The sequence below is a fragment of the Streptosporangium sp. LJ11 genome, assembly GCF_051918945.1.
In the GTDB taxonomy this organism is placed as follows: Bacteria; Actinomycetota; Actinomycetes; order Streptosporangiales; family Streptosporangiaceae; genus Streptosporangium.
Genome location: NZ_JBPXMB010000002.1, coordinates 221,785 through 235,247 on the forward strand (window position 1 = coordinate 221,785; position 13,463 = coordinate 235,247).

General features: G+C 72.5%; 11 protein-coding genes. All 11 read left to right on the forward strand.

Annotation, left to right across the window (positions count from 1 at the left end; all coding sequences use genetic code 11):
• The first annotated feature begins 14 nt into the window (after nucleotides 1-14).
• The 11 genes from ACTOQ3_RS03560 to ACTOQ3_RS03610 all read left to right on the forward strand — a co-directional run bounded on the left by ACTOQ3_RS03560 (nucleotide 15) and on the right by ACTOQ3_RS03610 (nucleotide 13,423).
• Complete coding sequence (locus tag ACTOQ3_RS03560) at nucleotides 15-1,559, forward strand: UDP-N-acetylmuramoyl-L-alanyl-D-glutamate--2,6-diaminopimelate ligase (protein WP_440081966.1); 1,545 nt, start codon at nucleotides 15-17, stop codon at nucleotides 1,557-1,559.
• 12 nt (nucleotides 1,560-1,571) lie between these two features.
• On the forward strand, nucleotides 1,572-3,182 hold the full coding sequence (locus ACTOQ3_RS03565) for a UDP-N-acetylmuramoyl-tripeptide--D-alanyl-D-alanine ligase (protein ID WP_440081967.1): 1,611 nt from the start codon (nucleotides 1,572-1,574) through the stop codon (nucleotides 3,180-3,182).
• Nucleotides 3,179-4,237, forward strand: a complete 1,059-nt coding sequence (mraY, locus tag ACTOQ3_RS03570; RefSeq protein WP_440081968.1) for a phospho-N-acetylmuramoyl-pentapeptide-transferase — start codon at nucleotides 3,179-3,181, stop codon at nucleotides 4,235-4,237. Before ACTOQ3_RS03565 ends, mraY begins: the two co-directional genes overlap by 4 nt.
• A gap of 40 nt (nucleotides 4,238-4,277) precedes the next feature.
• Entirely contained in the window at nucleotides 4,278-5,690 is a 1,413-nt protein-coding gene (gene murD / locus ACTOQ3_RS03575) for a UDP-N-acetylmuramoyl-L-alanine--D-glutamate ligase (protein WP_440081970.1), read from the forward strand.
• Nucleotides 5,687-7,021 carry a putative lipid II flippase FtsW gene (ftsW, locus tag ACTOQ3_RS03580; protein WP_440081971.1) on the forward strand — a complete coding sequence of 445 codons (1,335 nt, stop codon included), beginning with the start codon at nucleotides 5,687-5,689 and terminating at the stop codon, nucleotides 7,019-7,021. The genes murD and ftsW overlap by 4 nt, the downstream gene beginning before the upstream one ends.
• A gap of 14 nt (nucleotides 7,022-7,035) precedes the next feature.
• Nucleotides 7,036-8,124, forward strand: coding sequence for an undecaprenyldiphospho-muramoylpentapeptide beta-N-acetylglucosaminyltransferase (gene murG, locus ACTOQ3_RS03585; protein WP_440081972.1), 1,089 nt, complete (start codon nucleotides 7,036-7,038; stop codon nucleotides 8,122-8,124).
• A gap of 122 nt (nucleotides 8,125-8,246) precedes the next feature.
• A complete protein-coding gene (gene murC / locus ACTOQ3_RS03590) occupies nucleotides 8,247-9,653 on the forward strand; it encodes a UDP-N-acetylmuramate--L-alanine ligase (RefSeq protein ID WP_440081973.1) in 1,407 nt (468 codons plus the stop codon).
• A gap of 40 nt (nucleotides 9,654-9,693) precedes the next feature.
• Nucleotides 9,694-10,362, forward strand: a complete 669-nt coding sequence (locus ACTOQ3_RS03595; protein ID WP_440081974.1) for a cell division protein FtsQ/DivIB — start codon at nucleotides 9,694-9,696, stop codon at nucleotides 10,360-10,362.
• A 235-nt stretch (nucleotides 10,363-10,597) separates the two neighbouring features.
• Nucleotides 10,598-12,004 (forward strand): cell division protein FtsZ, encoded by a 1,407-nt coding sequence (ftsZ, locus tag ACTOQ3_RS03600; RefSeq protein ID WP_440081975.1) that lies wholly within the window; start codon nucleotides 10,598-10,600, stop codon nucleotides 12,002-12,004.
• Between the two features lie 90 nt (nucleotides 12,005-12,094).
• Nucleotides 12,095-12,799, forward strand: a complete 705-nt coding sequence (locus tag ACTOQ3_RS03605; protein ID WP_440081976.1) for a YggS family pyridoxal phosphate-dependent enzyme — start codon at nucleotides 12,095-12,097, stop codon at nucleotides 12,797-12,799.
• A 120-nt stretch (nucleotides 12,800-12,919) separates the two neighbouring features.
• Entirely contained in the window at nucleotides 12,920-13,423 is a 504-nt protein-coding gene (locus tag ACTOQ3_RS03610; RefSeq protein WP_329093101.1) for a cell division protein SepF, read from the forward strand.
• Nucleotides 13,424-13,463: the final 40 nt, after the last annotated feature.

Below are 13,463 nucleotides of genomic sequence, written 5' to 3' on the forward strand. Positions count from 1 at the left end.
ATCCCCCGTCGTCAATGCGACCCTCAACCAGTTCACCCCGTCCGCTCTCGGGGCTGGCGAGCCTCATCGGCGCGCCCTCGGGCACGTCGCGCGCTCCGCTGGCCGCGGTGTCCGGGATCACCATCGACTCGCGCCAGGTGTGCCGGGGAGATCTCTACGTCGCGCTGCCGGGGGCCACGGCCCACGGGGCCGACTTCTCCGCCCAGGCCCTCGCCGCGGGTGCCAGCGCGATCCTGACCGACGAGGCGGGCAGGCGGGCCGCGGTCGCGACCGGCCTTCCCGTCCTGGTCGTGCCCGATCCGCGCGCCCTGCTCGGGCAGGTCTCCGCCTGGGTGTACGGCAACCCGGTGGCGGACGTGATGGTCGTCGGGGTCACCGGCACCAGCGGCAAGTCCACCGTCACCTTCATGCTGGAGGCCGGGCTGCGGGCCGCGGGGCACACCCCCGGGCTCGTCGGAGGCGTGGAGATCCACGTCGGTGAGCTGCGCTTCACCCCGAAGCTCACCACGCCGGAGGCCAGCGACCTGCAGGCCCTGTTCGCCCTGATGCGCGAGCGGGGCGTCACCGCCGCGGCCATGGAGGTCTCCAGCCACGCGCTGGCGCTCGGCCGGGTCGACGGGGTGTTCTACGACGTGGCGCTGTTCACCAACCTGTCCCAGGACCACCTCGACTTCCACCGCGACCTCGACGACTACTTCGCGACGAAGGCCCGGCTGTTCACCCCCGAGATGAGCCGCGTGGGGGTCGTCAACATCGACGACGCCCACGGGCGGGAGCTCCGCGGCATCGCGAAGATCCCGATGACCACCTTCTCCGCCGAGGGCGCCGTCGAGGCCGACTGGCGGGCCGTGGACGTGCGCCTGGGCCCCGAGGGCAGCACCTTCACGGTCGTGGGCCCCGGAGGCGTCGAGGAGGCCGCGTCGGTCGCGCTGCCCGGGCCCTTCAACGTGGCCAACGCCCTGGGCGCGATCGTCGCGCTGGTGGAGGCGGGTGTGCCGCTGCGGGCCGCGGTGGCGGGCGTCGGTACGCTGGCGGGGGTTCCCGGCCGGATGGAGCGGGTCCCCGGCGGCGAGGACTTCCAGGCCATCGTCGACTACTCGCACAAGCCCGGCGCGGTCGAGTCGGTCCTGCGCTCGCTGCGCGAGGTCACCGAGGGCAGGCTCATCGTCGTGCTCGGCTGCGGAGGTGACCGTGACCGTGGTAAACGCCCAATGATGGGAGAAGCCGCCGCAAGGTTGGCAGATGTGGCTATTCTCACCAGCGACAACCCCCGCTCCGAGGACCCCCTGCGGATCCTCGCGGAGATGATGGACGGAGTTCTCGGCGTGTCCCAGGACGGGCGCGCACATGTGATCATTGAGCCGGACCGCGCCGCGGCCATCGACCTGGCCATCGGCCGGGCGGGTCTCGGTGACGTCGTCGTCGTGGCCGGCAAGGGCCACGAGCAGGGCCAGTACGTCGGCGACCAGGTGCTTCCTTTCGACGACAGGCAGGTCGTGGCCGACGCGATCGTCAGGCGCAGGAACCGCACCGGGCGCCGAAGCACGTATGGAGAGTAGGGAAGACGCATCATGATCCCGTTGCCGCTGGCCAGGATCGCCGAGATCACCTCGGGGGCCCTCGCGGGCATGGCCGACCCACGCGCGGTGGTGCGCGGCCCGGTCGTCACCGACTCCCGCGCCGTCGAACCGGGGTCGCTGTTCGTCGCGATCAAGGGCGAACGGGTCGACGGGCACGACTTCGCCGCCCAGGCCGTCGCGGCCGGGGCGGTCGCCGTGCTGGCCTCCCGGCCCGTCGACGCCCCGGCCGTCATCGTCGGCGACACCGTGGCCGCCATGACGGCCCTGGCCACCGCGGTCTGCGCGGCCCTGCCGGCGACCACGGTCATCGGCCTCACCGGCTCCGCGGGCAAGACCACCACCAAGGACCTGCTGGCCAGGCTCACCGCCAGGATCGGCCCGACGGTCGCCACGACCGGCTCGTTCAACAACGAGATCGGCCACCCGCTGACCGTGCTGAAGTCCGGCGAGGACACCCGCTACCTGGTGCTGGAGCTCGGCGCGAGGAACGCGGGGCACATCGCGCACCTGACCCGCGTCGCCCCGCCGACGATCGGCGTGGTCCTCAACGTCGGCACCGCCCACCTGGGCGTCTTCGGCGGCAAAGAGGAGATCGCCAGGGCCAAGGGCGAGCTGGTCGAGGCGCTGCCCGCCGAGGGCGTGGCCGTGCTCAACGCCGACGACCCGCTGGTGGCCGCGATGGCCGGGCGCACCGGCGCCCGCGTCACCTGGTACGGCCGGGCCGAGGGCGCGACCGTGCGGGCCGAGAACGTGACCGTCGACGAGCGCGGACGCGCCTCCTTCACGCTGCGCACCCCCTCGGGCGCCGCCCCGGTCGGCCTGCGCCTGTACGGCGAGCACGCGGTGGAGAACGCGCTGGCCGCCGCCGCGGCCGCCTACGAGCTCGGCCTGCCGGTCGCCACCATCGCCGAGGAGCTGTCGGAGGCCGAGCCCCGCAGCCGCTGGCGGATGGAGGTCACCGACCGCGCGGACGGCGTGACCGTGATCAACGACGCCTACAACGCCAACCCCGACTCCATGCGGGCCGCCTTCGGCGCCCTGGACGCGCTCGCGGGCGACCGCCGCCGCTTCGCCGTCGTCGCCGCCCTGCGCGAGCTGGGTGACGAGAGCGTCGCGCTCAACGAGGGCCTGGGGCGCCTGGCCGGGGGCGCGGGCCTCACGGGCCTGTTCGTCGTCGGTCCCGACGCCGACCCGGTCCTGGCCGGGGCCAGGGCCGCCGTACGGGCCGCGCGGGAGGCCGCGGGACCCGTACCGGCCGGTGTCCCCGCCGCCCCTCTCGCGCACGCCGGAGCGGTCTCGCACGCGGTCGCCCCGCACGGGGCGCCCCACGGGGCGGGGGAGCCGCCGGGCGGCGGCGCGGGCGAACCGCCCGGCACCGGCACGGCCGGCCGTCTCTCGCCCGTCGCCGCGTTCGGAGAGGACGCCGCGGCCGGCGGCGGGGTTCCGGTCGCCACCCAGGTCCTGCACGCCGCCGACGCGGCCCAGGCGGGCGCGGAGTTGTCGGCGATGCTGGCACCGGGAGACGTCGTACTGGTCAAGGGACCGCGCGCCGCGGGCCTCGAACGCGTGGCCGCGGCGCTGCTCGGAGGTGACCGCCGATGAGGGAGATCCTCGTCGCGGCCGCGGTCAGCCTGCTGCTGTCCATGCTGGGCACGCCGCTGGCGATCCGCCTGTTCTCCCGGCGCGGCTACGGGCAGAGCATCCGGGAGGAGGGACCCTCCGGCCACCACGACAAGCGCGGCACCCCCACCATGGGCGGCACCGTGATCGTGATCGCCGCGCTGGTCGGCTTCGCCTGTGCCCACCTGTACAGCTTCACGCCCCCCACGGTCTCCGCCGTCCTCGTGCTGTTCCTGATGACGGGACTGGGCGCGGTCGGCTTCCTCGACGACTTCATCAAGATCTACAAGCAGCGCAGCCTCGGTCTGCGGAGCGGTGCCAAGGCGCTGGGCCAGCTCATCGTCGGCGCGGTCTTCGCGGTCCTGGTGACCCGTTTCCCCAACGCCTACCTGATCACCCCGGCCGAGACGCGCCTGTCGTTCCTGAGGGACTTCGGTCCCTCCATCGGCCTCATCGGGTTCATCATCTGGGTGCTGATCATGATCGTCGGCTTCTCCAACGCGGTGAACCTCACCGACGGCCTCGACGGCCTGGCCAGCGGCGCCACCGGCGTGGTGCTGGCCTCGTACGTGCTGATCGGAAACTGGCAGCTGCGCAACAGCTGCACCACCCAGCTCGGCCCCAACTGCTACTGGGTCCGCGATCCGCTGGACCTGGCCGTGGTCGCCGCCGCGGTGCTCGGCGCGCTGGTCGGGTTCCTGTGGTGGAACGCCCCGCCCGCGAAGATCTTCATGGGCGACACCGGCTCGCTGGCCCTGGGCGGCGTGCTCGCCGGGCTGGCCATCACCACCAGGACCCAGCTCCTGCTGATCATCCTCGCCGGGATGTGCGTGCTCATCACCATGTCGGTGATCATTCAGGTCGGATCCTTCAAGATGACCGGTAAACGGGTCTTCAGGATGGCCCCGCTCCAGCACCACTTCGAGCTGAAGGGCTGGGCCGAGACGACCATCGTGGTCCGCTTCTGGCTGATCGCCGCCCTGTGCGCGGCCGCCGGGCTGGGGATCTTCTACGTGGAATGGATGCCCAGGCTGTGAACGAGCGGACGAGGCGGACGAGCGCGGCCGGGGAGGGCGCGTGATCTGCGTCGCGGGGCTGGGGGTCTCGGGCACCGCCGTCGCCCGCACGATGGCCGGGCGCGGCGAGAAGGTCGTCGTCCTGGAGGGCCGGGACGGCGAGCGGGCCAGGGCGATCGCCGGTGAGCTGGCCGCGCTCGGCGTCGAGGTCCGCTTCGGCGAGCCCGCCGAACCTCCCGCGGGCACCTCCCTGATCGTCACCACCGGCTGGCCGCCGCACCACCCGCTGCTCGCCGCCGCCGCGGCGGCCGGCATCGAGGTGATCGGCGAGGTCGAGCTGGCCTGGCGGATCCGCCCCGAGGGCGCCGCCCCCTGGCTGGCGCTGACCGGAACCAACGGCAAGACCACCGCGGTGCGCATGCTCACCTCGATGCTCTCGGCCGCGGGCCACCGGGCGCTCGCCGTCGGCAACGTCGGCACCCCGGTGGTGGAGGCCGTCACCGGGCCCGCGGACGTGCTGGCGGTGGAGCTGTCCAGCTTCCAGCTGCACCGCGCGCCGGGCATCGTCCCGTACGCGGCCGCGGTGCTCAACGTGGCGCCCGACCACCTCGACTGGCACGGCTCCATGGAGGAGTACGCCCGCGTCAAGGGGGAGATCTTCGCCAGGGCCGGGACGGTCGTGCACAACGCCGACGACGAGTGGGCGGCCCGCCTCGCCGCGCCGTACGAGGACGCGGCGCGCGCGGCCGGGCGCGGCGGCGCGGTGCGGAACGTGGGTTTCACCCTCGGGGTGCCCCGGCCCGGCCAGCTGGGCGTGGTCGAGGACCTGCTGGTGGACCGGGCGTTCGTGGCCGAGCCGGAGAGCAACGCCGAGGAGCTCGCCTCGCTCGCCGACGTCCGCCCGTTCGCCCCGCACAACGTGGCCAACGCGCTCGCCGCCGCGGCCCTGGCCAGGGCCTACGGGGTGCCCGCCGCCGCCGTACGCCAGGGGCTGCTGGACTTCGTGCCCGACCCCCACCGGATCGCGCACGTGGCCAGGGTCGCCGAGGTCGACTACGTGGACGACTCCAAGGCCACCAACCCGCACGCCGCCGCCGCCTCGCTGGCCGCCTACCCGTCGATCGTCTGGGTCGCCGGAGGACAGCTCAAGGGCGCCGACGTCGGCGAGCTGGTGCGCCGCGCCGCGCCCCGCCTGCGCGGCGCGGTGCTCCTGGGCGCCGACCGCGAGCGAATTCGCGAGGCTCTGGCGCGACACGCCGGGAATGTTCCGGTGGTGGAGGTCGCGGGGCAAGACACTGGGGTCATGGACCGTGTCGTCACCGAAGCCGCCAGGCTCGCCGCCCCCGGAGACACCGTGCTGCTTGCCCCGGCCGGCGCCTCTCTGGACATGTTCGCCGGTTACCCCGCCCGAGGGGAGGCGTTCGCCCGGGCCGTGCACCGTCTCGCCGAGGGGCACGACGGGGGAGCGGCGTGAGCGCGACCACCCACGAAGGCGCACCCGCCCACAAGGGAACGCCCGCCCACAAGGGCGCGCCCGCCCGGGAGGGCGCGCCCGCGCGCCCCGACGGGTTCCGCGAGCACCTGCTCGCCTTCCGTGAGCTGCTCAACCGGCCGCTGACCTCGTACTACCTGATCCTGGGGTGCAGCGCCCTGCTGCTCACCCTCGGCCTGATGATGGTGTTGTCGGCCTCCAGCATCGAGGCGCTGCAGGAGATGGGCGACCCCTTCTACTGGTTCTTCAAGCAGTCGATCTCGGCCGCGCTCGGCCTCCCGCTGATGTGGATCTGCGCGCAGCTGCCGCCGAGGTTCTTCAGGCTCGCCGGATACCCGCTGATGGCGCTGGCGATCCTCGGGCTGGTGCTGGTGCTGTTCGTCGGCACCTCCCAGCTCGGCGCCCAGCGGTGGATCGACCTCGGGCCCATCTACCTGCAGCCGTCCGAGCCCGCCAAGCTCGGGCTGATGCTCTGGGGCGCCGACCTGCTGGCCCGCAAGGCGCGCAACGGCCTGATCGAGTGGCGCAGCCTGTTCATCCCGCTGATGCCGGGCACCGCCATCCTGGCCGTCATGGTCATGCTGGGCAGCGACCTGGGCACCACGCTGGTGCTGATGATGATCTTCCTGTCGCTGCTGTGGGTGGTGGGGGCGCCGCTGAAGCTGTTCGGCGGGATTCTCGCGGTGGCCGTGCTCGCGACCATCGTCATGATCAGTACGGAGGGGTACCGCTCGGAGCGGATCACCGGGTGGCTCGACCCGTGGGGCAACGCCCAGGGTTCGGGCTTCCAGGCCGTGCAGGGACAGATCGCCATCGGCAGCGGCGGCTGGTTCGGGCTGGGCCTGGGCTCCAGCAGGCAGAAGTGGAGCTGGATCCCGCACGCCGAGAGCGACTTCATCTTCTCCATCCTCGGCGAGGAGCTCGGCCTGATGGGCACGCTCGTCGTGGTGGCCCTGTTCGGGCTGCTGGGCTACGCGGGGCTGCGGGTGGCGACCAGGGTCAAGGACCCGTTCGTCAGGCTCGCCTCCGCCGCCGCGGTCGCCTGGATCGCGGGCCAGGCGATCGTCAACATCGGCGCGGTCATCGGCGTGCTGCCCATCACGGGCATCCCGTTGCCGCTGGTCTCCTACGGTGGATCGGCCCTGCTGCCCACCCTCGCCGCCCTCGGCATGCTCCTGTCGTTCGCCAAGCACGAGCCCGGCGCCCGCGAGGCTCTCGCGGCCCATGGCCCCGGACCGGTGGCGCGGGGCCTAAGCTGGCTTGGCCTGGGTGGTCCGGCCGGAAGACGACGGCCGGGCCGCGGAAGACGATAAGCGAAAGGACCGACATGAGGGTGGTCCTCGCCGGTGGCGGGACGGCCGGTCATATCGAACCGGCGCTGGCTCTGGCCGACGCGTTGCGCCAACTCGACCCGAACATCGGGATCACCTGCCTCGGCACCGAGCGCGGTCTGGAGACCAGGCTGGTGCCCGCCCGGGGATACGACCTGCAGCTGGTGCCCGCGGTGCCGCTGCCCCGCGCCCTGACGCCCCAGTTGCTGAGCGTGCCCGGCCGCCTGGCCGGCGCCATCAACGCGGCCGCCGGCATCATGGACCAGGTCCGGGCCGACGTCCTGGTCGGCTTCGGCGGCTACGTGGCGACCCCCGCCTACCTCGCGGCGCGGCGGCGCAACGTGCCGATCGTGGTGCACGAGGCCAACCCGCGCCCCGGTCTGGCCAACCGGCTGGGCGCGCGCCTCACCGAGCACGTGTTCACCGGGCACCCCGACACCCCGCTGAACCGCGCCGAGCACATCGGGATCCCGCTCCGCAGGGAGATCGTCAACCTGGACCGGCTGTCCATGGGCGACAAGGCCCGGTCCTGGTTCGGCCTGGAGGCCGACCTGCCCACGCTGCTGGTCACCGGCGGCTCCCAGGGAGCCCGCTCGCTCAACCGGGCGGCCCTGGCCGCCGCCCCCGCGCTGCGCCGGGCCGGGGTGCAGGTGCTGCACGTCATCGGCCTGAAGAACACCCTGGAGGAGGAGCCGCCGCCGGGTGACCCGCAGTACGTCGTGCTGCAGTACGTCGACCGGATGGACCTGGCCTACGCGGCGGCCGACTTCGCCCTGTGCCGCAGCGGCGCGATGACCTGCGCCGAGATGACGGCCGTGGGCCTGCCGGCCGCGTACATCCCGCTGCCGCACGGCAACGGCGAGCAGCGGCTCAACGCCACCCCGATCGTGCAGGGCGGCGGCGGTCTGATGATCGACGACGCGGAGCTGTCGGCGGAGTGGATCGTCCAGAACGTGCTGCCCATCCTGTCCGACCCCGATCGCGTGGGCACCATGTCGGAGGCGGCCTCCAGGATGGGCAGGAAGGACGCCGACGTGACGCTGGCGCGCAGGGTGCTGCAGATCGCGGCGCGGGGGAGGGGCTGAATGGGCGCGGAGGGGATCACGGAGCGGATCCGGCGCGCCGGGCGCGAGGCCGGGGAAGACGGAAGACGGCCGGACGCGGCGCGGACGCGCCCGCGCGGCGAACGAGGAGAAGTGAGCGGCCGATGAGCCTGGTCAAGCTGGTGGATCCGGTCGCGGCCGGTGACCTGGGACGGGTCCATTTCATCGGGATCGGCGGTTCCGGGATGTCCGGGATCGCGCGCATCCTGCTCAAGCGGGGCGTGCCGGTCTCCGGCAGCGACGCGCGAGGCTCGGACATGGTGACGGAGCTGCGGGATCTGGGGGCGAGGGTCCACATCGGCCACGCCGCCTCGCACATCAAGCACGTCGACACCGTCGTGGTGTCCACCGCGATCCGCGACTCCAACCCCGAGCTGGGCGAGGCGCTGCGCCAGGGCCTGCGGGTCATCCCCAGGGCCGCGGCGCTCGCCTCCGTGATGGCGGGCAAGACCGGCGTCGCGCTGGCCGGCACCCACGGCAAGACCACCACGACCTCGATGCTCACCGTGGCGCTGCAGAAGTGCGGCACCGACCCCTCGTACTGCGTGGGCGGGCAGCTGGTGACGACGGGCCTGGGTGCCGACGAGGGTTCGGGCGAGGTGTTCGTCGCCGAGGCCGACGAGAGCGACGGCTCCTTCCTGATGCTCGCCCCCGACATCGCCGTGGTGACCAACGTCGAACCCGACCACCTGGACAACTACGGCGACCCGCGCGCGGTCCACGACAGCTTCGCCAGGTTCGTCGAGCGCGTCACCGGCACCATGGTCGTCTGCGCCGACGACCCCGGCTCCGCCGCGCTGATCCCGATCGCCCGCGCCCGCGGCCTGAAGGTGATCACGTACGGTGAGGCGGAGGACGCCGACCTGCGGGTGAGCGGGATCGTCCCCGAGGGGCTGGGCATCACCTTCACGATCGTGGGACGCGGGGAGGTCAGGCTCGCGGTGCCCGGCCGCCACAACGCGCTCAACGCCGCCTCCGCCATCGCCGTGGCGGGTGAGCTGGGCGTCTCCTTCGACGAGATCCGCGACGGCCTGGCGGCCTTCACCGGTGCCAAGCGCCGCTTCGAGGCGAAGGGGGAGGCGGGCGGGGTGGCGGTCTTCGACAGCTACGCCCACCACCCGACCGAGCTCGCCGCCGACCTGCGCGCGGCACGGGACGTGGTGGCGTCCTTCTCGGGCGACGGCAGGGTCATCGCGGTCTTCCAGCCGCACCTGTACTCGCGCACGAGGTTCTTCGCCGACGAGTTCGGCGCCGCGCTCGGGCTGGCCGACGAGGCCATCGTCCTGGACGTCTACGGAGCCCGCGAGGACCCCGAGCCCGGCGTGTCGGGCGCGCTGGTGGCGGGCAAGGTGCCGCTGCCCGCGGAGCGGGTGGCCTACGCCCCCCACCGTGACAGCGTGCCGGCCCTGGTGGCGGGACGGGCCAGGCCCGGCGACATCGTCCTGACCATGGGGGCGGGCGACGTGACGGAGCTGGGCCCCAGGATCGTGGCGGAGCTGGCCGCGCGGTGACCCACGTCGGCGGGCGCGGGTCGCCGGAGGGGGAGTGGCGATGAACGGGGTCTGGCGGTCGGCCTTCCTGGCCCTGCTCACCGTGGGGGTGGTGGGCATCGCGGCGTGGCTGGTGTTCTTCTCCCCGGTGCTCGGGGTGCGGGACATCCAGGTGGTCGGCAACGCGGGCCTGTCCGCCGAGCAGATCCGGCGGGCGGCGGAGGTGGCCGCGGACACGCCCCTGGCCACCGTCGACGTGGCCGAGGTCGAGGGCAGGGTCGGCAGGATCCCGCAGGTCGAGTCGGTGACGGTCAGCCGCGGCTGGCCGGGCACCCTGCGCGTCGAGGTCGTGGAGCGCGAGCCGGTCGCGGTGGTGCCGGTCGGTGAGAGGTCCGCGCTGATGGACCGCCACGGGATGGTCACCGAGGTCAAGGACGTCGCGCCCCCGGCGCTGCCGGTGCTGCGGGTCTCGCGCCCCGGCCCGGCGGATCCGGCGACCGCGGCGGCGCTCACCGTCATCACCGCGCTGCCGGAGAATCTCGCCCGCAAGGTCGCGGAGGTGCTCGCGCCGTCGGCGGAGACGGTCTCGCTGCGCCTCAAGGACGGCCGCGCGATCGTGTGGGGCGGCGGTGACCGGCCCGCCGACAAGGCGCGGATCCTTGTTACGCTGCTCAAGCGCCCGGCCGACACCTATGACGTCAGTTCGCCTGACGTCGTGACGGTCAGGTGATCTCATCGGATGGCGGGCGTTCCCGGAGCGTTCCCGGAAAAGGGCGGCCCGCGACACGCTGAACGCGCTGCGGCGCGGTTAGTTGACCCGCCAGGAGCGCAACTCCTACTGTCCGTATCACTCCTCAGGTTGACATAAAGCTAAATCTCAACTTGAGGGTGAGGGTTTTGGAAACGACGGCACGGGCCCCGTGCCGCATGAAATTGCAAGTCAACGAGCGGAAAGGCCCCTCGTCGTGGCAGCACCGCAGAACTACCTCGCGGTCATCAAGGTTGTAGGAATCGGCGGAGGCGGAGTCAACGCCGTCAACCGGATGATCGAGGAGGGACTCAAGGGCGTCGAGTTCATCGCCATCAATACCGACGCCCAGGCGCTGCTGATGAGTGACGCCGACGTCAAGCTCGACGTCGGGCGCGAACTCACCCGTGGCCTCGGCGCGGGGGCCAACCCCGAAGTCGGGCGCAAGGCGGCCGAGGACCACCGCGAGGAGATCGAGGAGGTCCTCAAGGGGGCCGACATGGTTTTCGTCACGGCCGGTGAGGGCGGCGGCACGGGCACCGGCGGCGCCCCGGTGGTGGCCAACATCGCCCGTACGCTGGGCGCGCTGACCATCGGTGTGGTGACCCGGCCCTTCAGCTTCGAGGGGCGGCGCAGGGCGATGCAGGCCGACGCCGGCATCGAGACCCTCCGCGAGGAGGTCGACACCCTCATCGTGATCCCGAACGACCGGCTGCTGTCGATCTCCGACCGGCAGGTGAGCGTGCTGGACGCCTTCAAGGCGGCCGACCAGGTGCTGCTCTCCGGTGTCCAGGGCATCACCGACCTGATCACCACGCCAGGCCTGATCAACCTCGACTTCGCCGACGTGAAGTCGGTCATGTCCGGGGCGGGCTCCGCCCTGATGGGCATCGGCCACGCCCGCGGCGACGACCGCTCGGTCGCGGCGGCCGAGATGGCCGTCTCCAGCCCGCTGCTGGAGGCCAGCATCGACGGCGCGCACGGTGTGCTGCTGTCGATCGCCGGCGGCTCCGACCTCGGCCTGTTCGAGATCAACGAGGCGGCCCAGCTCGTCTCCACCGCCGCCGCGCCGGACGCCAACATCATCTTCGGTACGGTCATCGACGACGCCCTCGGCGACGAGGTGCGCGTCACCGTGATCGCGGCCGGGTTCGACGAGCCCGCTCCCGAGCCCAAGCCGCTCGCGCAGCCGGCCGCGCGCCCGCAGTCCGTCTCGCGCCCGGCCCAGCCGCCCTCGGCGACCTCTCCGGTCCGCCCGCTGGCGCCCACGGTCAAGGCCGAGCCCCGCCCCGAGCCCCGCCCCGAACCGCGTCCCGAGCCCAGGGTGGAGCACGCGCCGCCCCCGCCGATGCGGCCGGTCTCCAGCCCGCAGTCCGCCCCGGCGGAGCCGGCGCCCCAGCCGCAGCAGATCTACCCGGTCCAGCAGGCGCAGTCCTCGGCGGAGCATGCCGAGCCGCACCGCGTGGAGGAGCCGCACTCCCCGCCGTTGTCGATCCCGCGCCCGGCTCCCGAGCCCTCGCAGCCGACGCCGATCTCCGCCAGGGCCACCGACCCCGCCCGGCGCCGGCCGGTGATCTTCGAGGAGCAGGAAGAGGAGCTGGACGTCCCCGACTTCCTGAAGTGACATCTCTCACGGTGGGGGCGGTGCCGGACCGCCCGGCCGTGCCGGGAAGAATGGGCTCCGCCGGTTTGCCAGTGTCCGAGCGGCGGAGATGTGACGGAAACAACACGACGTGACGAGATCGCGGCCGGGCTGGCCCGGGTCGAGGCGGAGATCGCCGAAGCCTGCCGGGCCGCCGGCCGTCGCCGTGAGGAGCTGACCCTCATCGCGGTGAGCAAGACCTACCCCGCCTCCGACGTGCGGTTCCTGGCCGAACTCGGGATCACCGACGTCGGGGAGAACCGAGACCAGGAGGCCTCCGCCAAGGCGCGCGAATGCGCCGGGCTCGGTCTCCGCTGGCACTTCGTCGGCCAGTTGCAGACCAACAAGGTCCGCTCGGTGGTCGGCTACGCGGACGTCGTCCACTCGGTCGACCGCCCGCGCCTGGTCACCGCGCTCAGCAGGGAGGCCCTCGCGGCGGGACGCCCGGTCACCTGCCTGGTGCAGGTCGCACTCGACGGCGATCCCGGCCGGGGCGGGACGAGGCCCGGGGAGGTGGAGGCGCTGGCCGACGCCGTCGCCGCGGCGGAGGGGCTGGAACTGGGCGGGGTGATGGCGGTCGCGCCACTGGGCGAGGAGGCGGGCGCGGCGTTCGCGAGGCTGAGGGAGATCGCGCGGTCGGTCCAGAAGACCCACCCGGGCGCCGATGTCATCTCGGCGGGAATGAGCGGGGACATATCCCAGGCTATCGCCAACGGCGCGACACACCTGCGTGTTGGTACGGCGTTGCTCGGTCGCAGGAAGCCCTTCGTCAGGTAATGTCCCTTCAAGTGGGCCTTGGCGTCCGCGTATCCGGACAGCGGTCGAACGGTGGTGAGCTCAAGGCGGTCGGGCTGGCCCCTCGGGCACATCTGAAGTAAGACGGAGGAAGAAGTAGCGATGGCCGGCGCGATGCGCAAGATGGCGGTCTACCTCGGTCTTGTTGAGGACGACCGCTACGAGAGATACGACAGCTACCCCGACGACGAGTACGAGGAGTTCGACGACGCGCGCCGCGAGGGCGACGAACGCCCTGGCACGGTCCACGACCTCCAGGACGACACCGATCCCGGCGTGCCCGCTCCGAGGCCCGCGACGGCCCTCCTGGAGCGCCGTACGACCGATCTGGCGCGCATCACGACGCTTCACCCCCGTACGTACAACGAGGCGCGAACCATCGGCGAGCACTTCCGTGACGGCACTCCCGTCATCATGAACCTGACCGAGATGGTTGACAGCGACGCCAAGCGGCTCGTCGATTTCGCGGCAGGTCTGGTCTTTGGCCTACACGGCAGCATCGAACGTGTTACCAACAAGGTGTTCCTGTTGTCCCCAGCCAATGTCGAGGTGACCGCCGAGGACAAGGCCCGAATCGCGGAACGCGGATTCTTCAACCAGAGTTAGAGTTCCACCATGAACAGTGACCGGCCCGACAGGTCCCGAC

What these genes read in the sequence shown, in the direction of transcription:
- ACTOQ3_RS03610 (WP_329093101.1), top strand. Translation starts at nt 12,920, where the DNA reads ATGGCCGGCGCGATGCGCAAGATGGCGGTCTACCTCGGTCTTGTTGAG.
- mraY (WP_440081968.1), top strand. Translation starts at nt 3,179, where the DNA reads ATGAGGGAGATCCTCGTCGCGGCCGCGGTCAGCCTGCTGCTGTCCATG.
- murG (WP_440081972.1), top strand. Translation starts at nt 7,036, where the DNA reads ATGAGGGTGGTCCTCGCCGGTGGCGGGACGGCCGGTCATATCGAACCG.
- ACTOQ3_RS03560 (WP_440081966.1), top strand. Translation starts at nt 15, where the DNA reads ATGCGACCCTCAACCAGTTCACCCCGTCCGCTCTCGGGGCTGGCGAGC.
- ACTOQ3_RS03565 (WP_440081967.1), top strand. Translation starts at nt 1,572, where the DNA reads ATGATCCCGTTGCCGCTGGCCAGGATCGCCGAGATCACCTCGGGGGCC.
- murC (WP_440081973.1), top strand. Translation starts at nt 8,247, where the DNA reads ATGAGCCTGGTCAAGCTGGTGGATCCGGTCGCGGCCGGTGACCTGGGA.
- ACTOQ3_RS03595 (WP_440081974.1), top strand. Translation starts at nt 9,694, where the DNA reads ATGAACGGGGTCTGGCGGTCGGCCTTCCTGGCCCTGCTCACCGTGGGG.